This window comes from Pseudomonas sp. TH04 (assembly GCF_016651355.1).
GTDB classification, from domain to species: domain Bacteria; phylum Pseudomonadota; class Gammaproteobacteria; order Pseudomonadales; family Pseudomonadaceae; genus Aquipseudomonas; species Aquipseudomonas fluorescens.
Genome location: NZ_JAEKEA010000001.1, coordinates 5236358 through 5263067 on the forward strand (window position 1 = coordinate 5236358; position 26710 = coordinate 5263067).

The window sequence follows — 26710 nt, forward strand, 5'->3', positions numbered from 1 at the left end:
AGCCGGCGTCCTGAGCTTTTCCAACACAGAAAGTGGAGAGATCACCTTGGTAGAGTACGTAGTTTCCCTCGATAAGCTCGGCGTCCATGATGTAGAGCATGTGGGGGGCAAGAACGCATCCCTCGGCGAGATGATCAGTAATCTTGCAGGCGCTGGTGTTTCGGTGCCCGGTGGTTTCGCCACCACGGCCCAGGCTTACCGCGATTTCCTCGAACTGAGCGGGTTGAATGCTCAGATCCACGCCGCGCTGGACGCCCTGGATGTCGATGACGTCAACGCTTTGGCCAAGACCGGCGCCCAGATCCGTAAATGGATCATGGAAGCCGAGTTCCCCGAGAAGCTCAACGAAGAAATCCGCACTGCTTTCGCTACGTTGTCGGCCGGTAACCCGGACATGGCCGTTGCCGTGCGCTCTTCCGCCACCGCTGAAGACTTGCCGGATGCCTCCTTTGCCGGCCAGCAAGAAACCTTCCTTAATATCCGCGGCGTGGAAAACGTTATCCGCGCAGCCAAGGAAGTGTTCGCCTCGCTGTTCAACGACCGCGCTATTTCCTACCGTGTGCACCAGGGTTTCGACCACAAGCTGGTGGCCTTGTCTGCCGGCGTGCAGCGCATGGTACGTTCGGAAACCGGCACCGCTGGCGTGATGTTCACACTGGACACCGAATCCGGTTTCCGTGACGTGGTGTTTATCACTGGCGCCTACGGCCTGGGCGAAACCGTCGTACAAGGCGCGGTCAACCCGGACGAATTCTACGTCCACAAACACACCCTTGAGGCAGGCCGTCCGGCCATCCTGCGCCGTAACCTGGGCAGTAAAGCCATCAAGATGATCTACGGCGACGAGGCCAAGGCCGGTCGCTCGGTGAAAACCGTTGATGTCGACAAGGCTGAACGTGCGCGTTTCTGCCTGACCGACGCCGAAGTCAGCGAATTGGCCAAGCAAGCAATGATCATCGAAAAGCACTACAAGTGCCCGATGGACATCGAGTGGGCCAAAGACGGTGACGACGGTAAGCTGTACATCGTGCAGGCTCGCCCCGAAACCGTGAAGAGCCGTACCTCGGCCAACGTCATGGAGCGTTACCTGCTCAAAGAAACCGGCACCGTGCTGGTAGAAGGTCGCGCCATCGGCCAGCGCATTGGCGCCGGCAAAGTGCGGATCATCAAAGACGTGTCCGAGATGGACAAAGTCCAGCCAGGCGACGTACTGGTCTCCGACATGACCGACCCGGACTGGGAACCGGTGATGAAGCGCGCGAGCGCCATCGTCACCAACCGCGGCGGGCGTACCTGCCACGCGGCGATCATCGCGCGTGAGCTGGGCATCCCTGCCGTGGTGGGTTGCGGCAATGCCACGCAACTGTTGAAAGACGGCCAAGGTGTGACGGTGTCCTGCGCCGAAGGCGATACCGGCTTCATTTTTGAAGGCGAGTTGGGCTTCGACATCAAGCAAAACTCCATCGACGCCATGCCAGAGCTGCCGTTCAAGATCATGATGAACGTCGGTAACCCGGACCGTGCCTTCGATTTCGCACAGTTGCCGAACGCCGGTGTGGGCCTGGCCCGCCTGGAGTTCATCATCAACCGCATGATCGGCGTGCACCCCAAGGCGTTGCTGAACTACGACGGTCTGCCGTTGGATATCAAGGAAAGCGTCGACAAGCGCATTGCCGGCTACAACGACCCGGTAGGTTTCTACGTCGAGAAGCTGGTGGAAGGCATCAGCACCCTGGCGGCGGCCTTCTACCCGAAAAAGGTCATCGTGCGCCTGTCGGACTTCAAGTCCAACGAATACGCCAACCTGATCGGCGGCAAGCTCTATGAGCCGGAAGAAGAAAACCCGATGCTGGGCTTCCGCGGCGCCTCGCGTTACATCAGCGAAGCGTTCCGCGATTGCTTCGAGCTTGAGTGCCGTGCGCTCAAGCGCGTGCGCAACGAGATGGGCCTGACCAACGTCGAGATCATGGTGCCGTTCGTGCGTACCCTCGGTGAGGCGAGCCAAGTCGTTGATCTGTTGGCGGAAAACGGCCTGAGCCGCGGTGAAAACGGCTTGCGCGTGATCATGATGTGCGAACTGCCGTCCAACGCCATCCTGGCCGAAGAGTTCCTGGAATTCTTCGACGGCTTCTCCATCGGCTCCAACGACCTGACCCAGTTGACCCTGGGCCTGGACCGCGATTCGGGGATCATCGCTCACTTGTTCGACGAGCGTAACCCGGCGGTCAAGAAGCTGCTGGCCAACGCCATCCAGGCCTGTAACAAGGCCGGCAAGTACATCGGCATCTGCGGCCAAGGCCCTTCCGACCACCCGGACCTGGCCAAATGGCTGATGGAGCAGGGCATCGAAAGCGTCTCGCTGAACCCCGATTCCGTGCTGGAAACCTGGTTCTTCCTGGCGGAAGGCCAAGCGCCCGCATAAGGTCGTTACGTCAAAAGTGCCGGTCACTCATCAAGGGTGACCGGCATTCTTATCTGTGCAGGGCGGAACTCCTTCCGGACGCCGCCCTTTTTTGTGCAAGAGCATTATGCAAAGCAGTAGCAACCTGTTTCCCGTCGCCCTGATCAGTGCTGAACGTCGTGGCGACCTGAGTGAAGATGTGTACCGCCTCAAACCCGGCAACAGCCCGGACGGCACCGTGGAGTTGGCCGTGACCCGTTTGGGCCTGGCGGATGTCCCGGAAAACCGGGGCACGCCGGTCATTTTAGTGCACGGCAGTTTTTCCAATCGGCGCTTCTGGTACTCGCCTAAAGGCATCGGCCTGGGCGCGTACCTGGCACGCCAGGGATTTGATGTATGGATCCCGGAAATGCGCGGGCATGGCCTCTCCAAGCGCAATCAGCACTACGCGAGCAACCGCGTCGCCGATTATGCGCGTTACGATTTGCCGGCCATCGGGGCGTTTGTGCGTGAGCAAAGTGCGCAAATCCCGCACTGGATCGGGCATTCCCTGGGCGGCACCGCGCTGGCGGCAGCCCTGGGTGGTCAGCACCTTGGCGCCCCGGCAGTGGCCTCAGTCGCGCTGTTTGGCTGCCAGGTCAGTCGCACCCACTGGCCGTTGAAAATTCCACCGCTGGAGTGGACGGGACGTTTGCTCTTGAAGCGCTTTGGTCAGGTCTCCGGCTCCCGGCTCAAGCGCGGTCCAGAGGATGAGCCGGCGGGCGTGATGATCGAAGCCATGCGCTGGAATGGCCTGTTCGGGCGCTTTGGCGAGGGTAAGCAAGACTGGTGGAAAGGCTTGGCCGACGTCGACGTGCCGCTGTTGGCGGTAAGCGCTGCGGGCGATCGACAAGACCCGGATTGGGCGTGTCGCAAGCTGTTCGAACAAGTGGGCTCTGAGCATCGCCAATACCTGTGCCTGGGGCGCGGGCAAGGTTTTAGCGGGGATTTCGGGCATGTTGAAATGCTGGTCAGCAAAGCCGCCCAGGCCGAAGTGTGGCCGTTGGTGGCGCAGTGGTTGAAAGATCCGCTGACACCTTTGTTCGGGGCTCAAGCGCAGGTCGCCGTAACGGTGTGACGCAAGCGCTCTACCAAGGGCGTTTCACTTGTGTGTGGTTGCGGCTAAGATATGACGCGCCAGGCGCTTCTGGTCATATTCAGTCGCGCAGTGGCTATTGCGTTGCGACAAGATCGGTTTGATCATGGCCGCCGTCGACGGGGAGCATGTAAAGATTGCCTGTTGCGACGCGTTTTTCTGATGTACACCGTGGGATGTTCGACCTCTTTCTTTCACGACAGGAGTTTCTCGATGAACCATTACGTGACGCCCGACTTGTGCGACGCCTACCCGGACTTGGTGCAGGTGGTTGAGCCGATGTTCAGCAATTTCGGTGGCCGAGACTCCTTTGGTGGCGAAATCGTCACCATCAAATGCTTCGAAGACAACTCATTGGTCAAGGAACAGGCCGACCAGCCGGGGACCGGCAAAGTGCTGGTGGTTGACGGTGGTGGTTCCCTGCGTCGCGCCTTGCTGGGCGACCTGATCGCCGAGAAAGCCGCAAGAAATGGCTGGGAAGGGTTGGTCATCTACGGTTGCATCCGCGATGTCGATGTCATCGCCCAAACTGACCTGGGCGTGCAGGCACTGGCCTCCCACCCGATGAAAACCGACAAGCGCGGCATTGGCGACCTGAACGTGGTGGTGACCTTCGCGGGCGTGACGTTCCGCCCCGGCGAGTACATCTATGCGGACAACAATGGCGTGATCGTCTCGCCTAGCCCGCTGAAAATGCCTGAATAAACTGCTGTAGCCATAGGGGTGAGGATGTTCGAGGAAGAAAACGCGCAGTGGGGGTTGGTGCATGCCCTGGTACTGGACGGTAAAGGCGGTGCGCGTTCGATTGCCCGGACTGAGCTCGACGATTTGCAACTGCAGCCCCAGGAAAGCCTGTGGTTGCATTGGGATCGTAGCCATCCCCAGACCCAGACCTGGCTGCGTAAATCCAGCGGCTTGAGCGAGTTCGCGTGCGATTTGTTGCTGGAAGAAAACACCCGTCCGCGCCTGCTGCCGTTGCCGGACGACGAACTGCTGCTGTTTCTGCGAGGGGTCAACCTCAACCCGGGGGCTGAACCGGAAGACATGGTCTCGGTGCGTATCTTTGCTGCGGCCAGTCGCGTGATTTCCTTGCGCCTGCGCCCGCTGCGCGCCACCGATGAGCTGCTGGTGCAATTGGCGGAAGGTAAAGGCCCCAAAACCTCGTCGGAACTCATCCTTTATATGGCGCAGTACCTGACCCATAAAGTGCAGGATTTGGTGACTGACCTTTCCGAAATCGTCGATTTCGAGGAAGAAAAACTTGATGCCGACGAACGGTATACTCCGGAACATGGCAATGTTTTGCAGATCCGTCGCCGGGCGGCTGGGCTGAAACGCTTCCTGGCGCCGCAGCGGGATATTTTTGCCCAGCTGACGCGGATCAAATTGCCGTGGTTCTGTAATGATGATGCTGACTATTGGAACGAATTGAACAACAGCCTGACCCGTTACCTGGAAGAGCTCGAATTGACTCGGGAGCGCGTGGGGCTTGTGCTTGAGACCGAAGACCGGCGCTTGAGCGTGCGTATGAATCGCACCATGTACCGCTTCGGGATCATCACCGGAATCTTTCTGCCGATGAGTTTTCTGACCGGTCTGCTGGGTATAAATGTGGGTGGAATACCCTTCGCCGGTGACCCCTATGGATTCGCGATTGCCTGCCTGATGATGGTGTCTGTCGCGCTCGGGCAATGGTGGCTATTTCGACGATTACGCTGGGTTTGACCTGAATATGACCTGAACACAGCAAGGGTCGCATGTGACCCCAAGAATTTAACCCTCGTCTTTTAAAATACTAGCGAGAGGTCTTTATGCACGATCCGTTCGAACAGTCTTTGCGTGACATGCTCAATGCGTCGCCGTCCAACCGTGACGACGACGCGTGCCTGGGCCGCGTGTTGAAAACCGCCAACCGTCAGGTAGGGGCGGGTGACCTGTTCGGTTTGCTCGGTCGTTGGCTGCCGGCGTTGATGATGGCCCTGAACAATGGTTCGGCCCATGTATCGCCGGTTTCCCGTCGTAAACCTCTTGCTCGCACTGCTGATAAGGCTGATTGAATATGGAACTTGATCTCTGGACCCAGAGCCTGGTCACCGCGATGACCGCATTGTGGACCAAGGTGGCGAATTTCATTCCCAACCTGTTTGGTGCTCTGGTCCTGGTATTGCTGGGGTTTGTCGTGGCCAAGTTGCTCGACACCTTGCTGTCCAAATTACTGGCCAAGCTTGGGCTGGATCGCTTGATGGCGGGCACCGGTTTGACCAAACTATTGGGCCGTGCCGGGCTGCAGGTACCGATCTCTACCCTGATCGGGAAGATCGTCTACTGGTTCGTTTTACTTATTTTTCTGGTTTCTGCGGCTCAATCCCTTGGACTTGAGCGAGTTTCAGCTACGCTCGACATGCTGGCACTGTATTTGCCGAAAGTTTTCGGCGGCGCGCTGGTGTTGCTGGTAGGCGTTTTGCTGGCGCAATTGGCCAATGGGCTGGTGCGTGGGGCAGCTGAAGGCGTGGGCTTGGACTACGCTGCGGGCCTGGGGCGAATCGCCCAGGGGCTGGTGATCATCATCAGTATTTCCGTCGCGATCAGCCAGCTGGAGGTCAAAACTGACCTTCTTAACCACGTGATTGTGATTGTTTTGATTACCGTTGGTCTGGCCGTTGCGCTGGCCATGGGGTTGGGTAGCCGGGAAATTGCCGGTCAGATTCTTGCGGGAATCTATGTGCGCGAGCTGTATCAGGTAGGGCAGCAGGTCCGTGTGGGCGAAGTCGAAGGGCAAATCGAAGAGATCGGTACAGTCAAGACTACGGTGCTGACCGATGACGGTGACCTGGTGTCACTGTCCAATCGAATTCTTCTGGAGCAGCAGGTCAGTAGCCGCTAACCCGGAAAACCCTGCTAATGTACGCCGCCGCAAACCCGGGTGACCGGGCTGTAGCGGACATTGACCTGACTGTCGGCACGACTTGTTTTGAATAAAGCCCAAACGCTGTCTACGCGCTATGACCCCCGTGAGCTCTCTGATGAGGAGTTGGTCGCGCGCTCGCACACGGAGCTGTTTCACGTAACACGCGCGTATGAAGAATTGATGCGCAGGTATCAACGCACTCTGTTCAACGTTTGTTCAAGGTATTTAGGGAACGATAGAGACGCGGACGATGTCTGTCAGGAAGTGATGCTCAAGGTGCTGTACGGGCTGAAGAACTTCGAGGGAAAATCGAAGTTCAAGACGTGGCTTTACAGCATCACGTACAACGAGTGCATCACGCAGTATCGTAAGGAACGGCGAAAGCGTCGCTTGATGGACGCTTTGAGTCTGGACCCCCTTGAGGAAGCGTCTGAAGAAAAGGCGCCGACACCCGAGGAAAAGGGCGGACTTGATCGCTGGTTGGTGTATGTGAATCCAATTGACCGTGAAATTCTGGTGCTACGATTTGTCGCAGAGCTCGAGTTTCAGGAAATTGCTGACATCATGCACATGGGTTTGAGTGCTACAAAAATGCGTTACAAGCGTGCTCTTGATAAATTACGTGAGAAATTTGCGGGCGAGACTGAAACTTAGTGCGTGGCAAATATCTCTTACGTGTAGGCAAGTTCTGTTAGACTTGTCGCCGAGTTGTCCCCCGGTTTGTGGGACTGCTTTACAATCACCAGATGGGGATTTAACGGATGAAACTGAAAAACACCTTGGGCTTGGCCATTGGTACTCTTATTGCCGCTACTTCTTTCGGCGCACTGGCACAAGGCCAAGGCGCAGTTGAAGGCCAGCTGTTCTACAAAAAGCAGTTCAACGATAGCGTCAAGCACATCGAAGACGGCTACAACCCTGGCGCCAGCATCGGTTACTTCATTACCGACGACGTGTCGGTTAACCTGAACTACGACACCACCAACCACACCCGTTCGAACGACGGTACTGGTAACCAGAAGATCAAAGGTGACACTGGCAGCGTGACTGCTCAGTACCACTTCGGTCAGGCCGGTGTTGACTCCCTGCGTCCATACGTTGAAGGTGGTTTCGGTCACCAGAGCCGTACCAACGTTGCTGCTGACGGCCACACTGGTCGTGACCAGTCGACTCTGGCTATCGCTGGCGCTGGCGTGAAGTACTACTTCACCAACAACCTGTTCGCACGTGCTGGCGTTGAAGCTGACTACGCACTGGACAACGGCAAGTGGGACTACTCCGCACTGGTCGGCCTGGGTGTGAACTTCGGCGGTAACGCTGGCGCAGTAGCTCCAGCTCCTACCCCAGCACCAGCTCCAGAGCCAACTCCAGAGCCAGAAGCTCCAGTTGCTCAGGTTGTTCGTGTTGAGCTGGACGTGAAGTTCGACTTCGACAAGTCGGTTGTTAAGCCTAACAGCTACGGCGACGTGAAAAACCTCGCTGACTTCATGAAACAGTACCCACAGACCACCACCGTTGTTGAAGGTCACACTGACTCCGTCGGTCCTGACGCTTACAACCAGAAGCTGTCCCAGCGTCGTGCTGACGCGGTCAAGCAAGTTCTGGTCAAAGACGGTATCGCTCCTAACCGTGTAAGCTCGGTTGGTTATGGCAAATCCCGCCCAGTTGCTGACAACGCAACTGAAGCTGGCCGCGCTATCAACCGTCGCGTAGAAGCCTCGGTAGAAGCTCAAGCTGCTCAGTAATTACTGAGTGGTAGAAAAAAGCCCGGCTTAGGCCGGGCTTTTTTTCGCCTGCGATTTGCCTCAACCGGCAGCTGACACTGCAACCTGGACCGCCTGCGCAGCGGCGGCAACGCTCCCGATCACCAGGATCGCCGGGCTCTTCAGGGCAAATGCCTGCGCATCCGCATGCATAGACGCCAGATGACTGCGACATTCCCGCTGCTGGGGCAGCGATGCGTTTTCGATCATCGCCACCGGCATATCCGCGGCCATTCCGCCCTCCAGCAGTTGCTGACGAATCTCTTCAAGTTTCGCCACGCCCATATACACCACCAACGTCGTGCCACCCTCGACCAATGCGCGCCAGTTCAGGCTGCTGTCGTCCTGGGTATGCGCCGTGACCAGCGTTACGCCTCGGCTGACACCACGCAACGTCAGCGGGATATCGCAATTCGTTGCCCCCGCCAGCCCCGCTGTAATCCCATTGACCAATTCCACCTCCACCCCGCGTTCACGCAACCACGTCGCCTCTTCGCCGCCTCGACCAAAAATGCACGGGTCACCGCCTTTAAGCCGTACCACGCATTTGCCCTGGCGCGCATAGCGCCGCATCAGGCGATGAATAAAATCCTGCGGGGTTGAACGGCAACCCCCACGCTTGCCTACGGTGATTACCCGCGCGTTGACGCAGTGGTCCAGCACTGCCGGGTTGACCAAATCATCGATCAGCACCACATCGGCTGCGTGCAGGGCCCGCACCGCCTTTAGGGTCAACAACTCCGGATCACCAGGCCCTGCGCCCACCAGCCAGACTTTTGCGCTCATATTTTTCCCTCACCCACTTATTGCGATTGGCTGCGGGTTGCTGGCCAAAAGACGTTTGATTTCCGGCACACAGGAGCCGCATTGAGTGCCGCAGCCGAGCTCCAGTTTGAGCCCGTCCAGGTCCAATCCACGGCCGATACCGGCGCACACCGCGCTTTCGCTGACGTTCTTGCAGTTGCACAAAGTCTTGGTGCTGGCTGTCGTGCCACCCGGTGGCGCACTGAGCGGCGCCAACAGCCAACGTCGCAGTTGTTCGTCAGCCCGGCCTTCCTGCCAGAGGCTTTGCAGCCAGTGCCTGGCCAGGGTTTCGCCTGCCAGGCGCAGCGCAGTGATGCGGCCTTTTTCAATTTTGACGCGCTTGCCGATTGAGCGACGCGGGTCGTCGTAGGCCATGACAGGGCCATCGTTGAGGCCCAGCAGTTCGTCGATTCGGGTCAACAGTTGCAGGTCGGGCGCTTCGGTGTGGGCTGCGCGCACCAGCAACGCTGGCCGTTCACGGCCTGCCAGGCTGAGGCTGACGTAGGCAAAGCCCTCGCACAGCGGGCGCAGGGCTTCAAAGTGCTGCTGTATATTCCCTTCGATCAGCGCGAACAGCTGCCATGGCAGTTGCACGGGTTCCAGGCGCACGCCGCTGTGCTTGAGTTCGGGCTGTTTTGACAGGGCATCGAACGCCGGTGGGGTCAACACGTTGACGCCGCCTTTGAGAAAGCGATCGCCCCAATGCATGGGCAAGAACGCCTGGCCTGGACGCACGCTGTCGTCACTGCCGACGGCGACGATCACGCTGCCGCGACGGCTTTTCAGGCTGACCAAGTCACCTTCCTTGAAGCGATGACGGCGCAACTCATCCGGGTGCAGGCTCAGCAACGCCTCACTGACGTGCCCGAACAACTGCGCCGCCGTGCCGGTGCGGCTCATGCCGTGCCATTGATCGCGCAGGCGGCCGGTGATCAGCGTCAGCGGGAAGCGCGCGTCCCGCTGTTCCTTGGCGGCGCGGTAAGGGTCGGCGATAAAGTGTGCACGGCCCGTTTCGGTTGGGAAGGTACCCTGGGTGTACAGGCGCGGCGTTCCCGTTTGCGCGCCCACGGGAAATGGCCATTGCTGCGGCCCGATCTGATCGAGCAGCGCATGGCTGAGGCCTGACAGGTCGAGATCGCGGTCGCGGGTCAGCCCTTTGTATTCATCAAAAATCTGCGCAGGTTGTTCAAACGCGAACAGGCTGGCCGATCCGGGCCGTAAGCGATGCTGCAGCCGCCGTGCGAAATCCACCGTAATCGCCCAATCGGGACGCGCTTCCCCGGGTGGGGTGATGGCGCGGCGCACGTGGGAAACGCGCCGTTCGGAGTTGGTCACTGTGCCTTCCTTCTCCCCCCAACTGGCGGCAGGCAGCAGCAAGTCGGCATAGGCAGCCGTTTCGGTCGTGCGAAAGGCCTCTTGCAAGACCACGAACGGGCAGGCAGCCAAGGCCGCGCGCACGCTGTTCTGATCCGGCAGGGATTGCGCAGGGTTGGTACAGGCAATCCACAATGCCTTGATCTTGCCGGCCTGGATTTGCTCGAACAGTTCGATTGCGGTCAGCCCGGTGGTCGCGGGCAACGATTCAACCCCCCAGTAGGCGGCGACTTGCGCTCGGTGTTCGGGGTTGGCCGCCTCGCGGTGCCCGGGGAGTAAATTCGACAAGCTGCCGGTTTCGCGCCCCCCCATCGCATTGGGCTGGCCGGTCAGGGAAAATGGCCCACAGCCCGGTCGGCCAATCGTGCCGGTTGCCAGGTGCAGGTTGATCAGCGCGCTGTTTTTGGCACTGCCGGCGGTGGATTGGTTCAGCCCCATGCACCACAGCGACAGAAAACTGCGGGATGTGCCGACCCATTGCGCGCACAGGCGCAGTTGCTCGACGCTGATCCCGCACAACTGCGTGACCATTTGCGGCGTGTAGTCATGCACCAGTCGCTTCAACTCGGCCAACCCGTCGGTATGCGCCTGGATAAAGTCGCGGTCGATCCAGTCTTCCCACAGCAACAGATGCAAGATTCCGTGAAACAGCGCGACATCCGTACCCGGCAGAATCGCCAGGTGCAGGTCAGCTAACTCGCAGGTGTCGGTACGCCGTGGGTCAATCACCACGACCTTCATTTGCGGGCGTCGGGATTTAGCCTCCTCCAGGCGTCGGAATAATACTGGGTGGGCGTAGGCCATGTTGCTGCCGACGATCATCACGCAGTCGCTGGACTCCAGGTCTTCATAACTGCATGGCGGCGCATCGGCGCCCAGGCTGCGCTTGTAACCAACCACCGCCGAAGACATGCACAGCCGCGAGTTGCTGTCGATATTGTGGGTGCCGACCACCGCGCGCGCCAGTTTGTTGAAGCAGTAGTAGTCCTCGGTCAGCAATTGCCCGGAGATGTAGAACGCCACGCTGTCCGGCCCGTGCTCGGCGATGGTGTCGGCGAACACGTTGGCCGCGTGTTCCAGGGCGGTGTCCCAGTCGCTGCGGGCACGGGCCAGGCCTTTGCCCAGGCGAAGCTCCGGGTACAAGGCGCGGGCAGCCAGGTCGCCGGTCAGGTGCAGACTGGCGCCTTTACTGCACAACTTGCCGAAGTTGGCCGGGTGGTCCGGGTCGCCTTGCACACCCAGAATGTGCGTGCCGTCATGTTCGATCAGCACGCCGCACCCCACCCCGCAATAACAACAGGTGGAGGCAGTGGTCTGGCGGTTCATCAACCTGCGTCCCGCAGGGCCAACATCACACGGCCGTTTTCCACGCGGGCGGGGTGATGATGGGCGCAGCCAATATCCGGTGCCTGGGCTTCGCCGGATGCCAGGTCGATCTGCCAGTTATGCAGCGGGCAGGCCACGCGCTTGCCATAGATCAGGCCTTGGGACAGTGGCCCGCCCTTGTGTGGGCAGCGGTCATCGAGGGCGAAAACTTCATCGTCACTGGTACGAAAAATCGCGATATCACCTTTGGGTCCATTGATGATGCGCGAGCCCAGCGCGTTGATCTCGTCGAGGGCGCAGATATCCAGCCAGTTCATGCCGGCACCTCCAGTTGCTTGACGGGAATAACCTCGAATTCCTTTTTCAGCAGCGGCTGCTCCAGGCGTTCCTTCCAAGGGTCCTGTTCGAATGACAGTGAGAACTGCAGACGCTCATTGAGCGCCTGGCGCCTGGCCGGGTCTTCCAGTACGGCCTTCTTGATATGTTCCATGCCGACCCGTTGCAGGTAATGCACGGTGCGTTCGAGGTAGAAAGCTTCTTCGCGGTACAACTGCAGGAAAGCACCGTTGTATTCGCGGACTTCTTCGGCGGTTTTCAGCTTGACGAAGAACGCTGCGACTTCGGTTTTGATCCCGCCATTGCCGCCGATATACATCTCCCAGCCGGAGTCGACGCCGATAATCCCGACGTCCTTGATCCCCGCTTCCGAGCAATTGCGTGGGCAACCGGACACCGCGAGCTTGACCTTGTGCGGTGACCACATATTGAACAGGTCATGCTCCAGTTCGATGCCCAACTGCGTCGAGTTCTGCGTGCCGAAGCGGCAGAACTCGCTGCCGACGCAGGTCTTCACGGTGCGGATGGATTTGCCGTACGCATGGCCGGACGGCATGTCGAGGTCTTTCCAGACGCCGGGCAGGTCCTGTTTCTTGATGCCCAGCAGGTCGATACGCTGGCCGCCGGTGACCTTGACCATCGGCACGTTGTACTTGTCAGCCACATCGGCGATACGCCGTAGCTCCGCGGGATTGGTCACCCCGCCCCACATCCGGGGGACTACAGAGTAGGTGCCGTCTTTCTGGATATTGGCGTGGGCGCGTTCGTTGATCAGGCGCGATTGCGGGTCGTCCTTGGCTTCACCCGGCCAAGTGGAGATCAGGTAGTAGTTGAGTGCCGGGCGGCAGGTGGCGCAGCCGTTGGGTGTGCGCCAGTTCAGGTAGCTCATGGTGCCGGCAATGGTCAGCAGATGCTGTTCGCGGATCGCCTGGCGGATTTGCCCGTGGTTGAGGTCGCTGCAACCGCAAATAGCCTTTTCGCTTTTCGGTTTGACGTCCGCAGCGCCACCCACAGTGTTGATCAAAATCTGTTCCACCAGCCCGGCACACGAACCGCAGGAGCTGGCGGCCTTGGTGTGCTTTTTCACCTCGTCGACGCTGAACAGCCCGTGTTCCTGAATCGCCTTGACGATGGTGCCCTTGCACACGCCATTGCATCCGCAGACTTCAGCGTTGTCGGCCATGCTCATGGCTTTGTCCTGGCCTTGATGGCCGACATCGCCGAGCGTGTTCTCGCCAAACATCAAGTGATCACGGATCTCGCCAATCGCATGGTTCTCACGGATCTGGCGGAAATACCAACCGCCGTCTGCGGTATCGCCGTACAGGCAGGCGCCGACCAGGATGTCGTCCTTGATCACCAGCTTCTTGTAGACGCCGCCAATCGGGTCGGAGAGGGTGATGGTCTCGGTGCCTTCGCCGCCCATGAAGTCGCCGGCGGAGAACAGGTCGATGCCGGTCACCTTTAATTTGGTCGAAGTGACCGAACCCTTATAGGTCGCAAAGCCCAGTTGGGCCAGGTGATTGGCGCAGACCTTGGCTTGCTCGAACAGCGGCGCCACCAGCCCGTAGGCAATCCCGCGATGGTTGGCACATTCACCGATGGCATAGATGCGCGGGTCGTAAGTTTGCAGGGTGTCGTTGACCAGAATCCCACGGTTGCAGGGGATGCCGGATTTTTCCGCGAGTTCAGTGTTGGGGCGGATACCGGCAGCCATCACCACCAGGTCGGCGGGGATAATCTCGCCATTCTTGAATTGCACCGAGCCTACGCGGCCATTGCCGGCGTCGTGCAGGGCCTGGGTCTGTTCGCACAACCGAAACACCAGGCCACGGCTTTCCAGTTCGGTTTGCAGTAACTGGCCACTGGTTTTGTCCAGCTGGCGCTCCAGCAACCATTCGCCGATATGCACCACCGTCACGTGCATGCCGCGCAGCATCAGGCCGTTGGCGGCTTCCAGACCGAGCAGGCCACCGCCGATGACCACGGCGTGCTTGTGGGTTCTGGCGGTGTCGATCATGGCCTGGGTGTCGGCGATGTCGCGGTAGCCGATGACACCTTTTAAAGCGTTGCCGGGAATCGGCAGGATAAACGGCGTTGAGCCGGTGGCGATCAGCAGGCGGTCGTATTCGGCTTCGCTGCCGTCTTCGGCGATCACGATGCGTTTGACGCGGTCGATCTGCACCACTTTGCGGTTGAGCAACAGCTTGATGTTGTTATCCAGGTACCAACTGAGATCGTTGAGCACGATCTCTTCAAACGTCTGCTCGCCCGCCAGCACCGGCGACAACAGAATTCGGTTGTAGTTGGTGTGAGGCTCGGCACCGAACACGGTGATGTCGTACAGGTCGCTGCTCAGTTTGAGCAATTCTTCGAGGGTGCGTACACCGGCCATGCCGTTGCCGATCATCACCAATTTGAGTTTTTTCATGTCGTTCTCCGCAATGGCTCGACAAATCACGCGCAAACAAAAAAGGCGTCCCCGCTAGTTAGCTAGCGAGGACGCCTTTGTCCTGGTCCCGTTCTCTCGGGAAGCTCGGCCCTTCGACGTTGAAGGAGCGGCTGTATGTGTGTTGTTGAAAAAGTTAATGCAGTGGTTGTGCCAAGTTACCTAGCGCTCGGTTTTATTGGGGCCAGCGTCGATATCCCTGGGTTAATTCGCCCTCTAGTGGTGCAACAGCCAGTACGCCAGCACCAGATTGACCAGCAACGATGCCAGCGCCACGGCTTGCCAGACCTTGAGCGGTTCGCGCTCCAGCAGCGGTCTGGGGCGCACGCTCAACTCACGGCGGTCGGCCTGCTCCAGGACAAGCAGCCATTCTTCGGCTGTTTCATAACGTTGGTCGGGGTGAGGCGCCACCGCGCGTTCCAGGCTGAGGGGCAACCAGTCCGGCAGGTCGGGGCGATAGCGGCTGGCGCTGACGGGCTGGGCAAAACGGGGCCGCTGGAAGGCTTCGATTTCGCCGTAGGGGTAATGCCCGGTCAGCAGGTAATAGAGCGTGACGCCGACGCTGTATAAATCCTGTTGCGCCGTAGGATGTTCGCCACTGAACGCCTCCGGGGCGATAAAACTCGGCGTGCCGGGCAGTTCGTGGGCGCGGTCTTCAGAGAGCCCCGGGCAATAGGCCAGGCCGAAATCCAAGACGCGCAGTTCGCCGTCGTCACCCAATAACAGGTTTTCCGGCTTGATGTCCCGGTGCAGGATCTGCCGTCGATGCAGCATGCCCACCGCCCGCAACAATCGTTCGGCGATGGACTGCCACTGCGCCAGGGGCAGTGGGCCCTGATGCTGGAACAGTGCTGCCAGGGTGTGCCCCGGATATTCACGCATTACGTAGTACAAATGCTGACGCCCACTGGCCGCATGCACTTCAGGAAACGCGCGCCCGGCAACGCGGCGCAGAAACCATTCTTCCGAGAGCAGCGCTTGACCCGCACCGTTGTCATCCTCACGGTTAAGCGGCAAGGTTTTCAGCAACCAAGGCTGCTGCTGCGCATCGCGTACGCGGTACAGCAAGGATTGGCGGCTGTGCGCCAGCACGCTTTCAACCTGCCAGCCCTCAAAGTGTTGCCCGGCTTTCAGGACTTGTGGCAACGGCCATTGCTGCAACTGCACCAGCGCATCGCCAAGGGTGGCGGCCCCCAGTTTGTCGATACGCACCAGCAGCGCGCTGGCATTGTCCTGGCTGGCGGCCAGGTGTGCAGCGTTGACCAGGGTGTTGACCGCCAGATCCAGGTCGGTTTGCTCACGCAGAATCGCCCGGATGCTGTGATCGCCCAAGGTGGCCCACACGCCATCGCTGAGCAGCAGGAAACATTCACCCTCACGCAATTCACCGTCGAGAAAATCCAGCACCAGGTGTTGATCCAGGCCGAGGGCGCGCTTGAGCACATGGTGCATGCCCGGTTGCTCCCACACGTGATCTTCGCTGATGCGCTGCAACTCGCCGTCCAGCCAGCGATAGACCCGGCAATCGCCGACATGCGCGAGCGTGAAGCGTTGGCCACGAAACACCAGGGCGCTGAGGGTGGTCAGCAGCGGCTGACCGCCACCGTTGGCCTGAAGCCAGCGATTCTGCGCCAGCAACAAACGTTCGAGCGCTTGAGCCACGCCCCAGGTTTGCGGCGTGGCGTAATAGTCCAGGGCCAGCGCCTGTAAGGTCGAGCGCGCGGCCAGGCCACCGTCGGCACATTGGCTGACGCCGTCGGCCATGGCGCACAGGTAACCCTTGCTTGCGGCCAGTTCCGCCACAGGCGTGACCACGCGCAGGGCATCCTGGTTCTCGGTTCGAGGGCCGATTGCGCTGGCGTGGGCGATGCTCAGTTGCAGGCTCATCAGACGCGTGCGGCGGTCACGGCGGCCGAGCCCCAGGTGGTTCTCCAGCGACGTTTGACGCCGTGCAGGCCAAACCAGGCCAGCACGCCGAGGCTGGCGAACAACCACAGGGCCATCTGGTAACTGCCAGTGCTTTGTTTGATTGCACCCATACCCGCAGCGAGGGCGAAACCGCCGATACCGCCCGCCATGCCGATCAGGCCGGTCATCACGCCGATCTCACGGCGAAAGCGTTGGGGGACCAGCTGGAACACCGCGCCATTACCTGCACCGAGGCCGAGCATGGTGCAGACGAAAAGCGCCAATGCAGCGTAGGAACTTGGCAGGTTGAACCCGACCGCTGCGATGCAGATGGCCGCCACGCTGTACATGCCGAGCAGGGTACGGATCCCGCCGAAACGGTCAGCCAGGGCGCCGCCCAACGGACGCATCAGGCTGCCACCAAATACGCAGGCGGCAGTGTAGTAGCCTGCGGTCACCGGGCTCAGGCCGTATTGGTCGTTGAAGTAGCCGGGCAGGGCGCTGGCCAGGCCGATAAAGCCGCCGAACGTCACGCTGTAGAAGAACATGAACCACCAGCTGTCGCGGTCGCCCAGGGCTTTGAAATAGTCAGCCATGGATTTGGCTTTCGGACGTTCAGGCGCATTGCGCGCGAGCCAGGCGAAGACCACCAGGGTAAGTACCAGCGGAATCAGCGCGAAGCCGAACACATTGCTCCAGCCGTACGCAGCGGCCAGCACCGGTGCCAGCAGTGCGGCAAACACGGTGCCGGAGTTACCCGCGCCAGCGATGCCCATGGCCTTGCCTTGGTGTTCAGCGGGGTACCACTGGGACGCCAGGGGCAGCGCAACCGCAAAGGACGCTCCGGCCATGCCCAGAAACGCACCGAGCAGCAGGGCTTGCTCGTAGCTGTGGATGCCGAGTTTCCAGGCCCCGAACAATGCCGCGATGACAATCACCTGACCGATCAGGCCGGCGGTCTTGGGCGACAGTTTGTCGGCCAGCATGCCCATTAAAAAGCGCAGCACCGCGCCGGCCAGGATGGGCGTCGCCACCACCAGGCCACGTTGCTGGGTGGTCAGGTGCAGGTCGGCGGCGATTTGCACCGCCAGCGGGCCCAACAGGTACCAGACCATGAAGCTCAGGTCGAAATACAGGAACGCGGCAAACAGGGTCGGGGTGTGCCCGGATTTCCAGAAGCTTGATTTCATCACGCACCTCAACGGTTGGGAGTCTTGTAAGAAGGCCGGGTGATGGAACAGCCGTTTAGGGCCGCCCCATCGGCCCCATACGCTGGGACCAAAACGAAAAAACGCCGCCACCGGGTTTGCGCGAGCAAACCGAGTGGGCGACGTCTTTGTCGTAGAGGGGGCAACCGCCGTTGGTTACCGGTGAGGATTCTTTAGCAAGAGCTGCGCCAGTTCAGCCGAGCAACTCGCTCATCGCAATAATCTGCTCCGCCACCTGGATCAGTTTCTGTTGGCGGCTCATGGCCTGGCGGCGCATCAGGGTGTAGGCCTCTTCCTCATTGCAGTGCTTCATTTTCATCAGCATGCCTTTGGCCAGCTCGATGCGTTTACGCTCGGCCAACTGCTGATCGCGGGCCTGGAGCTGCGCGCGCAGGGCCTGGTCGCTTTCAAAACGAGCCATGGCCACGTCCAGGATGGGCTGCAGGCGTTGGGCCTGGATGCCTTCAACGATGTAAGCGCTGACCCCGGATTTGATCGCCTGGCGCATCACGTTCGGATCGTGCTCGTCGGTAAACATCACGATCGGCCGAGGTTGGTCGCGGCTGACCAGCACCACTTGCTCCATCACGTCGCGGCCGGGTGACTCGGTATCGATCAGGATCACGTCGGGGCGCACCGTTTCGACGCGCGCAGGCAGGTCAATGGTCAGGCCGGACTCATCGATCACCTCGAAGCCTGCTTCGGTCAGCGCAGCCTTCAGGCGTCCGACTTTGCGCGGGGTATCGTTGATCAACAGGATGCGCAACATCGTGGTTCCTCCTGTCAGCGCTGGGCGTGGCGGTTGGAAGGCTCGGCCATGGCGTGCAGGCGGAAGCTGCGGGCGTACGCGGCGGGGTTGGAACCGTCCCAGATTTTGCCGTCGATCAGTTGACTGCTCCGCATGTCCTGAGCGTTTGCCGCGACGCCGACGGCAGCGGCGGCTTGGCGATACAGGTCCAGTTGCTGCACTTGGCGAGCAACGCCCAGGTAGTCCGGATCTTCGCGCAGCAGGCCCCAGCGTCGGAACTGGGTCATGAACCACATGCCGTCGCACAGGTATGGCAGGTTCACCTCGCCATCGGCAAAAAACCTCAGGGCATGTGGGTCTTGCCACTGGTTGCCGAGGCCATCGTCATAAGCGCCCAGCAGGCGCGGTTCGATGCAGTCGAGTGGCGTATCGAGGTAGTCGCGGGCGCTGAGTAATTGCGCTGTAGAGCGGCGGTTTTCCTGGCTTTCTTCGATAAAACGGCTGGCTTCGAGGATCGCCATTACCAGCAGGCGGGCAGTGTTCGGGTATTGATCGACGAACGCCTGGGTGCAGCCGAGTACTTTTTCCGGATGGTTCGGCCAGATCGCTTGCGTGGTCGCCAGCGTGAACCCCTGGTTTTGCTTGACGGCGCTGGCGCACCAAGGCTCGCCGACGCAAAAGCCGTCGATCCGCCCGGCTTGCAGGTGCGCGAGCATCTGCGGCGGTGGCACCACCACGCTGTTCACATCTTGCAATGGATGAATGCCCTGGCTGGCCAGCCAGTAATACAACCACATGGCGTGGGTGCCTGTGGGAAAGGTCTGTGCGAAGGTCAGCTTTGTTCGGCTTTGGTGCACGTGACGATCCAGTGCATCAGGAGTGACCACGCCCTGCTGTTGCAAATCGTGGGAGAGGTTGATGCTCTGACCGTTTTGGTTGAGCCCCATCAACACAGCCATATCGGTAGAGGCTACGCCGCCAATGCCCAGGTGCACGGCATAGACCAGTCCGTACAGGCTGTGGGCGGCATCCAGCTCACCGCTGACCAGTTTGTCGCGCAGGTTGGCCCAGGACGATTGGCGTTTGAGGTTCAGCGTCAGCCCGTAGGGCTGGGCGAAGCCCTGGGTGGCGGCGACCACCAGCGAGGCGCAATCGGTCAGCGCCATGAAGCCCAGGTCAAGGCTGCTCTTTTCCGGGGCGTCGCTACCGTTTACCCAGGCCAGCGCCTTGTTCACCGGGCTGTTGCCGACCGAATCGTTCATCAACACCTACCTTTTCTCTCAAAAAAAAGCGTCGTTTCCTTGGATGGCAGCGCGGTGAGGCCAGCGCAGGCCATTGCGGGGTAACGACGCCTTTGTCTGTAGGCACGCTCCGACGTTGGCGCGCGCTCTGATGCAGAGTCCATAGCAAGGCACATGCCACGGGCAGACAGAAGTGGCCCGCCGTCAGCTTTCCATCAAGATTGAAAGTCGATGGCCTTTCAGTATGGCCGCTTCTTTGCGCCAGACTGCCAGGAACCCCTGCGTGTATATCCAACCCTCGGCGATGATGAGTTTCCACCGGCTGTGCCCCTGGCTGTTGTGCCTTACGTTGTTGCTGGCAAACGCGCCCGCCTGGGGGGAAAGCTACCAGGCGCGGGATGAAAGCCTGCACACCTTCTTTACCGCCTTATCGGTGCCTCTGGGCTTGCCCGTTGTCGTCAGCCGCGATGTGGCGCGCAAGCGTATTTCCGGGGTATTCGATTTGGCAGTGGCTCAGCAGACCCTGGAGGCGGTCGCCGCGCAACAGGGTCTGATCTGGTACAGCGACGGGCAGGTGCTCTATCTGTATGACGCGGGTGAAGCAAAAAGCTCGGCGGTGGCGCTGCGGCATATCTCTGTCGACAAGTTGCGAGGGTTCATGCGCCGCTCGGGGCTTGATGAATCACGGTATCCCCTCAGGGAGACCGATGGGCGTACGTTCTACGTGGCTGGGCCACCCAATTATGTGGATCAGGTGCTGAACCTGGCCCAGCAGATGGACAGGCAGCGCACCGAGGTGCGCCTGGGTAAGCAGATCTTCGGCGTGGTGCAGGTATTCAATACCCATGTGGCGGATCGGCAGTACGCCATGGGCAACGACAAGGTCAATGTGCCGGGCATGGCCTCGATCATCGAAAACCTGCTGGCTATCGAGCAGCAGGCTGCCACGCAGCGCCCCCCGAGCGCGCTGGCCGACAAGAGCGTGTTAGTGATTGCCTATCCGGACTCCAACAGTTTGTTGATCAAGGGCAAGCCTGCCCAGGTGAAGGTAATTGAGGACCTGGTGGCGGAGCTGGACAAGCCCAAACGTGCGATTGAAGTATCTCTGTGGCAGGTCGACGTGGACCGTGACGAACTCGAGAAGCTCGGCGCGGCCTGGGCCCGGGAAACCGACGGCGTGGCTTCCGTGACGCGTGTCATGGAGCCCTTGGACGATAACCGCTTGATGGTGCAGCTCGGTGCGCTGGAGCGTCGCCGCAAAGCCAGGATCACGGCATATCCGGTGATACTCACCCAGGAAAATGTGCCGGCGGTGTTCCAGGATCAGCACACGTTCTACCTGCCCAACCCCGGGGACAATAAAGGCGAATGGCAGCCCGTACGCTATGGCACTGAAGCCAGTGTGCTGCCGCGCTTTGCCCAAGCGAATCAGATCGAGATGCTGCTGAACCTTGAAGATGGCCGCCAGATGGCAGGTAAGCCTGCGCCTGGCGCCGCAGGGGCCGCAGGGCGAGTGGGCGTCAGCACTGTGGTGCGTGTGACCCAGGGTAAACGCCTGTGGGTCGGCGGTTTTCGACGCGATGAGGAGGGGGCGGGGCGCGGGCGCCGCGCCGAGGTACGGTTATTCGTAATCCAGGCGCGTGCGGTTGGCAGTGAGCCCAGGATGTTGGCCGGCGCTGTGGGGCCGCCGCCGCTCACGCAGGCCCAATATCAGCGCGTGCAACGTGCGTTTGTACGCCAAAACCATGAAGTCTCTGAATGAAAAAGCCGTTTAAGCGCGCTTGTTGAGCGTGCCGGCGAAAAGTCCTACGCGTTACCCGCCGAAAGCCTCGAATGCATGGGTCTTTTCCTAACGCTGTCCCAGGTTCAGGTTTTTATAGTCGCGGGGTTGGCGTTTCGCCGTTTCTGGAAACAAGGAATTCAATGTCAGTAGGTGGATGCAGAGGTGTGTATGACCCTCACGAATGAAGGGCCGACGGCCTCGTCGGTGTTTGCCGGGTGGACCTTGCATGGCGATGGACGGTTGACCGGCGAAGGTGTGGACATTCAGCTGCCACCCAAGGAGTGGCATGTGCTGCGGCTGCTGCTGGCGTCCGAGGGGGCGCTGATCACTAAGGATCGTTTGCTTGAGTGGGTCTGGCCGCGTGGAGAGGTTGCAGAAGAGTCGCTCACCCGCTGCATCTATGCGTTGCGCAAACACTTGAAGATGGACAAAAGGTTTATCAAGACGATTTATGGCAGGGGCTACCGCTTTACCTGTGCCGTGAACGTCCAGCAACACGAACCTCGACAGGCAGGGCTGGGACGTACGCAGCGCATCTGTTCGGCCTGTGGCCAGGTGAACCATGATTAAGCGCCTGTGCAAAAGCTTACTGTTGAGCCTGTTGATAGGCAGTCTTCCCGCCTGGGCAAGTTGCTGGGATGACGTAGCCCGTCGCTACGACATCGAACCGGAGCTGTTGCAGGCTATTGCTGCTGTAGAGTCGGGGTACCAGGCGCAAGCCTTGAACACCGGCAACAGCGATGGCTCGCGAGATATCGGTTTGATGCAAATCAACAGCATGCACTTGCCTCGCCTGCTCAAGCAGGGGATTACCCAGGAGCGGCTGCTGAGTGAGCCTTGTTTGTCGATTGAAGTGGGCGCCTCGATCCTCGCCGAGTTTATCCAGCGCTTCGGATACAACTGGACAGCGATTGGCTCATACAACGCGGGCGCTGCACCTGAGCGTGAGGCACTGCGCTTACGTTATGCACGAAAGATCTGGGCTCGTTATGAAGTGCTGGTCGCGCAACGCCATTGACGATTGGACGGCACGCCTCGCACCTGGCGTGCCACCCCGGCTATAATCGGCGCCACCTTTCGCCGCCATCCGAGTCTAGCCCGCCCATGTATACCCTGGCCCGCCAGTTGTTGTTCAAACTCTCCCCGGAAACCTCTCACGATCTGTCCCTGGACTTGATCGGTGCCGGTGGTCGCCTGGGGCTCAATGGCCTGGTATGCAAGGCACCGGCAAAAATGCCGGTGACGGTGATGGGGCTCGATTTCCCCAACCCGGTCGGGCTGGCTGCCGGCCTGGACAAGAATGGCGCGGCCATCGACGGCTTCGCGCAACTGGGTTTCGGCTTTGTCGAAATCGGCACCGTGACGCCACGGCCGCAACCGGGCAACCCTAAGCCGCGCATCTTTCGTTTGCCGGAAGCCGAGGCGATCATCAACCGCATGGGCTTCAACAACCTGGGCGTTGATCACCTGCTGTCGCGGGTTCAGGCAGCGAAGTACAAGGGCATTCTCGGTATCAATATCGGCAAGAACTTCGATACCCCGGTAGAGCGCGCCGTCGATGATTACCTGATCTGCCTGGACAAGGTTTACGCCCACGCCAGCTATGTCACGGTCAACGTCAGTTCACCCAACACCCCCGGCCTGCGCAGCCTGCAGTTTGGTGATTCCCTCAAGCAATTGCTTGAAGCCTTGCGTCAGCGTCAGGAAGACCTGACGGTGCGCCATGGCAAGCGCGTGCCGTTGGCCATCAAGATTGCCCCAGACATGAGTGATGAAGAAACTGCTCTGGTTGCCCAGGCCTTGGTCGATTCGGGTATGGACGCGGTGATTGCTACCAACACCACCCTCAGCCGTGTCGGCGTTGAAGGGTTGGCGCATGGTGATGAAGCGGGCGGCCTGTCGGGTGCGCCGGTGCGTGACAAGAGCACCCATATCGTTAAGGTGCTGGCCGCTGAACTGGCGGGGCGTTTGCCGATCATCGCCGTGGGCGGCATCACCGAAGGCAAGCACGCCGCCGAGAAGATTGCGGCGGGCGCGAGCCTGGTGCAGTTGTACTCCGGCTTTATCTATAAGGGCCCGGCGTTGATTCGCGAGTCGGTGGATGCGATTGCCGCGTTGCCGAAGGCCTGAACCTATCGACCATTAAAAAGGGCTCCATTAGGAGCCCCCTGGGCCGAAGCCCGCCGCCCGGATAGGACGTGCGTGGTTAAGTCGTTACATAATCTACTAAGTGGTTTGTCGGATTAAGTGCCCTGTGTTAGCCGACGGCGTGAAGTTCGTTGAGTCTGTGGATCCCCGCAGTGCCGGTCATACCGTCCCAATTGTCGCCGCGTCCTTCTCGCCAGCCGTTAATCCAGGCTTGGCGTACCGACGGTAGAGTAAATGGGCAAAGCTCACGGGATTTGCCATGAACGCCATACTGATATCCGCGTAAAAATGCTCTTTCCAACGGATCACGCTTAAGTCTTCTCATAGGGTGTTTCCCTCACTTGTTGACTGTGTAGATATCCTTCGGCCTCGTGTGAGGCCGGGCAGAGTTTTTCTGCCGTTGGTGGGCTCGCTGCCGGCGTGGCGAGCCAATGTGTCGGCGTCGTTACGGCGCCAACCTGTGTTGAGTTCTAACCAATAGGTCACATGGATTCAATGATCGTTTTGTCATAAGCACGTAACGATAACGATGCTATAGCCATAAGCTGGGATGGCTTTTCGCCCCATTTATTGGGCAAAGCCAGCTATGATGTGCCTTGCAAAGAGGATGGGTTTAATCCTTTAGTGAGAATGTCCGCCCGTTGCAGTCGGTTATTATTCGACGAAGGGTCGGAATATTTCCTCTTGTTGCAAACAATTGTTTATCTGCCCCGGAAATTTCGGTCGAAAGGCCCGGCAGCCGGGGTGGAACGGCACATTCGTGTCACGCGAGCACTCTTCAAGAAAAGTGCTTGATTGAAAACCGAGCCGGCGATGCGTCGCCCGTTCATTTATTGCTGAAAAGCCTGGAATGCCCATGTCGGACCGTTTTGAACTCTTCCTCACTTGCCCCAAGGGCCTCGAAGGCCTGCTGATCGAGGAAGCCGTCGGGCTTGGCCTTGAGGAAGCCCGCGAGCACACCTCGGCCGTGCGCGGCATGGCCGACATGGAAACGGCTTACCGCCTGTGCCTCTGGTCGCGCTTGGCCAACCGCGTGCTGCTGGTGCTCAAGCGCTTCCCGATGAAGGACGCCGAAGACCTGTACCACGGCGTGCTGGATATCGAATGGGCTGACCACATGGTCCCGGACGGCACCTTGGCCGTGGAATTCAGCGGTCATGGCTCGGGCATCGACAACACCCACTTCGGCGCGCTGAAGGTCAAGGATGCGATTGTCGACAAACTGCGCACCCCGACCGGCGAACGCCCGTCTATCGACAAGATCAACCCGGACCTGCGTATCCACCTGCGCCTGGACCGTGGCGAAGCGATTCTCTCCCTCGACCTCTCCGGCCACAGCCTGCACCAGCGCGGTTACCGCCTGCAGCAGGGCGCGGCGCCGTTGAAGGAAAACCTGGCCGCTGCGATTTTGATTCGCGCCGGCTGGCCGCGCATCGCTGCCGAAGGCGGCGCGCTGACGGACCCGATGTGCGGCGTGGGTACCTTCCTGGTGGAAGGCGCAATGATCGCCGCCGACATGGCGCCCAACCTCAACCGCGAACTGTGGGGTTTCACCACCTGGCTGGGTCACGTCCCGGCGTTGTGGAAGAAGCTGCACGCCGAAGCCAGTGAGCGTGCCGCCATCGGCATGAACAAGCCGCCGCTGTGGGTGCGTGGTTACGAAGCTGACCCGCGCCTGATCCAGCCCGCCCGCAACAACATCGAACGCGCAGGCTTGAGCCACTGGATCAAGGTGTATCAGGGCGAAGTCGGCACTTTCGAGCCGCGCCCCGACCAGAACCAGAAAGGCCTGGTGATCTGCAACCCACCCTACGGCGAGCGCCTGGGTGACGAGGCCAGCCTGTTATACCTCTACCAGAACCTCGGCGAGCGTCTGCGCCAGGCGTGCATGGGCTGGGAAGCGGCGGTGTTTACCGGCGCGCCGGACCTGGGCAAGCGCATGGGCATTCGCAGCCACAAACAGTATTCGTTCTGGAACGGCGCGTTGCCGTGCAAATTGCTGTTGATCAAGGTCAACCCGGACCAGTTCGTCACTGGCGAGCGTCGTACCCCGGAGCAGCGTCAGGCTGAACGCGAGCAAGCCGCTTACGATCAAGCCCCGACCGAGCCGCAAGAGCGCCAGTACAACAAGAACGGTAACCCGATCAAGCCAGCACCGGCTCCAGTGGTCGAGCAAGCGCGTCTGAGCGAAGGCGGGCAGATGTTCGCCAACCGCTTGCAGAAGAACCTCAAACTGCTGGGCAAGTGGGCCAAGCGTGAAGGGGTGGATTGCTACCGTGTGTACGATGCCGACATGCCCGAATACTCGATGGCCATCGACCTGTACCACGACTGGGTTCACGTCCAGGAGTACGCGGCACCGAAGTCCATCGACCCGGAGAAAGCCTCGGCACGCATGTTCGATGCACTGGCGGCGATTCCCCAGGCGTTAAACGTCGACAAGAGCCGCGTCGTGGTCAAACGGCGTGAGCGTCAAAGCGGCACCAAGCAGTACGAGCGCCAGAGCGCCCAGGGCAAGTTCACCGAGGTCAGCGAGGGTGGCGTGAAGCTGCTGGTCAACCTCACCGATTACCTGGACACCGGTCTGTTCCTCGACCACCGCCCGATGCGCATGCGCATCCAGAAAGAAGCGGCCGGCAAGCGTTTCCTCAACCTGTATTGCTACACCGCGACCGCGAGTGTGCACGCAGCCAAGGGCGGCGCGCGCAGCACTACCAGTGTGGACTTGTCCAAAACCTACCTGGACTGGGCGCGTCGCAACTTCTCGCTCAACGGTTTTTCCGACAAGAACCGTCTGGAGCAGGGTGATGTGATGGCGTGGCTGGAAGCCAGCCGCGATGAGTTCGACCTGATCTTCATCGACCCGCCGACCTTCTCCAACTCCAAGCGCATGGAAGGCATCTTCGACGTGCAGCGCGACCACGTGCAGTTGCTCGACCTGGCGATGGCGCGCCTGGCACCGGGTGGCGTGTTGTACTTCTCGAACAACTTCCGCAAGTTTGTGCTTGAGGACAACCTCAGTGAACGCTATGCCGTAGAGGAAATCAGCGACAAAACCCTCGACCCGGATTTCGCGCGTAACGCGAAGATCCACCGTGCATGGAAAATCACCGCGCGCTGATCGCAGCAGCACCGCGCATCACGCTGCACCAAAAAGCCGCAAGCCCGGATTATTCCG

General features: G+C 60.1%; 22 protein-coding genes. 13 read left to right on the top strand and 9 right to left on the bottom strand.

Annotated elements, in window-relative coordinates; translation table 11 throughout:
- Positions 1–46 precede the first annotated feature (46 nt).
- From ppsA to JFT85_RS23665, 8 genes are all read left to right on the top strand, one after another.
- A complete protein-coding gene (gene ppsA / locus JFT85_RS23630) occupies positions 47–2422 on the top strand; it encodes a phosphoenolpyruvate synthase (protein ID WP_069551493.1) in 2376 nt (791 codons plus the stop codon).
- Between the two features lie 106 nt (positions 2423–2528).
- A complete protein-coding gene (locus tag JFT85_RS23635) occupies positions 2529–3518 on the top strand; it encodes an alpha/beta fold hydrolase (RefSeq protein ID WP_053257477.1) in 990 nt (329 codons plus the stop codon).
- Between the two features lie 231 nt (positions 3519–3749).
- A complete protein-coding gene (gene rraA, locus JFT85_RS23640) occupies positions 3750–4241 on the top strand; it encodes a ribonuclease E activity regulator RraA (RefSeq protein WP_069551492.1) in 492 nt (163 codons plus the stop codon).
- 24 nt (positions 4242–4265) lie between these two features.
- Entirely contained in the window at positions 4266–5261 is a 996-nt protein-coding gene (locus tag JFT85_RS23645; protein WP_053257475.1) for a zinc transporter ZntB, read from the top strand.
- 86 nt (positions 5262–5347) lie between these two features.
- The gene (locus JFT85_RS23650) at positions 5348–5593 is read left to right on the top strand and encodes a hypothetical protein (RefSeq protein ID WP_005790375.1); all 246 of its coding nucleotides are present in this window, start codon (positions 5348–5350) and stop codon (positions 5591–5593) included.
- 2 nt (positions 5594–5595) lie between these two features.
- Positions 5596–6420 carry a mechanosensitive ion channel family protein gene (locus JFT85_RS23655; RefSeq protein WP_003175519.1) on the top strand — a complete coding sequence of 275 codons (825 nt, stop codon included), beginning with the start codon at positions 5596–5598 and terminating at the stop codon, positions 6418–6420.
- A gap of 87 nt (positions 6421–6507) precedes the next feature.
- Positions 6508–7098, top strand: a complete 591-nt coding sequence (gene sigX, locus JFT85_RS23660; RefSeq protein ID WP_053257474.1) for an RNA polymerase sigma factor SigX — start codon at positions 6508–6510, stop codon at positions 7096–7098.
- 107 nt (positions 7099–7205) lie between these two features.
- Positions 7206–8189, top strand: a complete 984-nt coding sequence (locus tag JFT85_RS23665; RefSeq protein ID WP_053257473.1) for an OmpA family protein — start codon at positions 7206–7208, stop codon at positions 8187–8189.
- Between the two features lie 60 nt (positions 8190–8249).
- Here JFT85_RS23665 and cobA read toward each other — a convergent pair whose 3' ends face one another.
- From cobA to JFT85_RS23705, 8 genes are all read right to left on the bottom strand, one after another.
- Positions 8250–8993, bottom strand: coding sequence for a uroporphyrinogen-III C-methyltransferase (cobA, locus tag JFT85_RS23670; RefSeq protein ID WP_069551491.1), 744 nt, complete (start codon positions 8991–8993; stop codon positions 8250–8252).
- Between the two features lie 9 nt (positions 8994–9002).
- Positions 9003–11711, bottom strand: a complete 2709-nt coding sequence (locus tag JFT85_RS23675) for a nitrate reductase (RefSeq protein WP_053257471.1) — start codon at positions 11709–11711, stop codon at positions 9003–9005.
- A complete protein-coding gene (nirD, locus tag JFT85_RS23680; protein ID WP_017134764.1) occupies positions 11711–12028 on the bottom strand; it encodes a nitrite reductase small subunit NirD in 318 nt (105 codons plus the stop codon). Before nirD ends, JFT85_RS23675 begins: the two co-directional genes overlap by 1 nt.
- The gene (gene nirB, locus JFT85_RS23685) at positions 12025–14478 is read right to left on the bottom strand and encodes a nitrite reductase large subunit NirB (RefSeq protein ID WP_069551489.1); all 2454 of its coding nucleotides are present in this window, start codon (positions 14476–14478) and stop codon (positions 12025–12027) included. Before nirB ends, nirD begins: the two co-directional genes overlap by 4 nt.
- Before the next feature lie 234 nt (positions 14479–14712).
- A complete protein-coding gene (locus JFT85_RS23690; protein ID WP_069551488.1) occupies positions 14713–16383 on the bottom strand; it encodes a bifunctional protein-serine/threonine kinase/phosphatase in 1671 nt (556 codons plus the stop codon).
- Positions 16383–17594, bottom strand: coding sequence for a nitrate/nitrite transporter (locus JFT85_RS23695; RefSeq protein WP_053257468.1), 1212 nt, complete (start codon positions 17592–17594; stop codon positions 16383–16385). The genes JFT85_RS23690 and JFT85_RS23695 overlap by 1 nt, the downstream gene beginning before the upstream one ends.
- A gap of 211 nt (positions 17595–17805) precedes the next feature.
- Positions 17806–18381, bottom strand: coding sequence for an ANTAR domain-containing response regulator (locus JFT85_RS23700; protein WP_053257467.1), 576 nt, complete (start codon positions 18379–18381; stop codon positions 17806–17808).
- Positions 18382–18395: 14 nt separating this feature from the next.
- Positions 18396–19622, bottom strand: a complete 1227-nt coding sequence (locus JFT85_RS23705; protein ID WP_053257466.1) for a CmpA/NrtA family ABC transporter substrate-binding protein — start codon at positions 19620–19622, stop codon at positions 18396–18398.
- 286 nt (positions 19623–19908) lie between these two features.
- Here JFT85_RS23705 and sctC point away from each other — a divergent pair, with 286 nt between their 5' ends.
- From sctC to JFT85_RS23725, 4 genes are all read left to right on the top strand, one after another.
- Positions 19909–21363, top strand: a complete 1455-nt coding sequence (sctC, locus tag JFT85_RS23710) for a type III secretion system outer membrane ring subunit SctC (protein ID WP_078827132.1) — start codon at positions 19909–19911, stop codon at positions 21361–21363.
- Between the two features lie 189 nt (positions 21364–21552).
- On the top strand, positions 21553–21954 hold the full coding sequence (locus tag JFT85_RS23715) for a winged helix-turn-helix domain-containing protein (protein WP_053257464.1): 402 nt from the start codon (positions 21553–21555) through the stop codon (positions 21952–21954).
- Positions 21947–22402, top strand: a complete 456-nt coding sequence (locus tag JFT85_RS23720; protein ID WP_053257463.1) for a transglycosylase SLT domain-containing protein — start codon at positions 21947–21949, stop codon at positions 22400–22402. Before JFT85_RS23715 ends, JFT85_RS23720 begins: the two co-directional genes overlap by 8 nt.
- Before the next feature lie 86 nt (positions 22403–22488).
- Positions 22489–23514 (top strand): quinone-dependent dihydroorotate dehydrogenase, encoded by a 1026-nt coding sequence (locus tag JFT85_RS23725; RefSeq protein WP_053257462.1) that lies wholly within the window; start codon positions 22489–22491, stop codon positions 23512–23514.
- A 127-nt stretch (positions 23515–23641) separates the two neighbouring features.
- Here JFT85_RS23725 and rmf read toward each other — a convergent pair whose 3' ends face one another.
- On the bottom strand, positions 23642–23857 hold the full coding sequence (rmf, locus tag JFT85_RS23730; protein WP_002553055.1) for a ribosome modulation factor: 216 nt from the start codon (positions 23855–23857) through the stop codon (positions 23642–23644).
- 531 nt (positions 23858–24388) lie between these two features.
- On the opposite strand from rmf, the gene rlmKL reads away from it, so the two are divergent.
- On the top strand, positions 24389–26653 hold the full coding sequence (rlmKL, locus tag JFT85_RS23735) for a bifunctional 23S rRNA (guanine(2069)-N(7))-methyltransferase RlmK/23S rRNA (guanine(2445)-N(2))-methyltransferase RlmL (protein ID WP_053257461.1): 2265 nt from the start codon (positions 24389–24391) through the stop codon (positions 26651–26653).
- Positions 26654–26710: the final 57 nt, after the last annotated feature.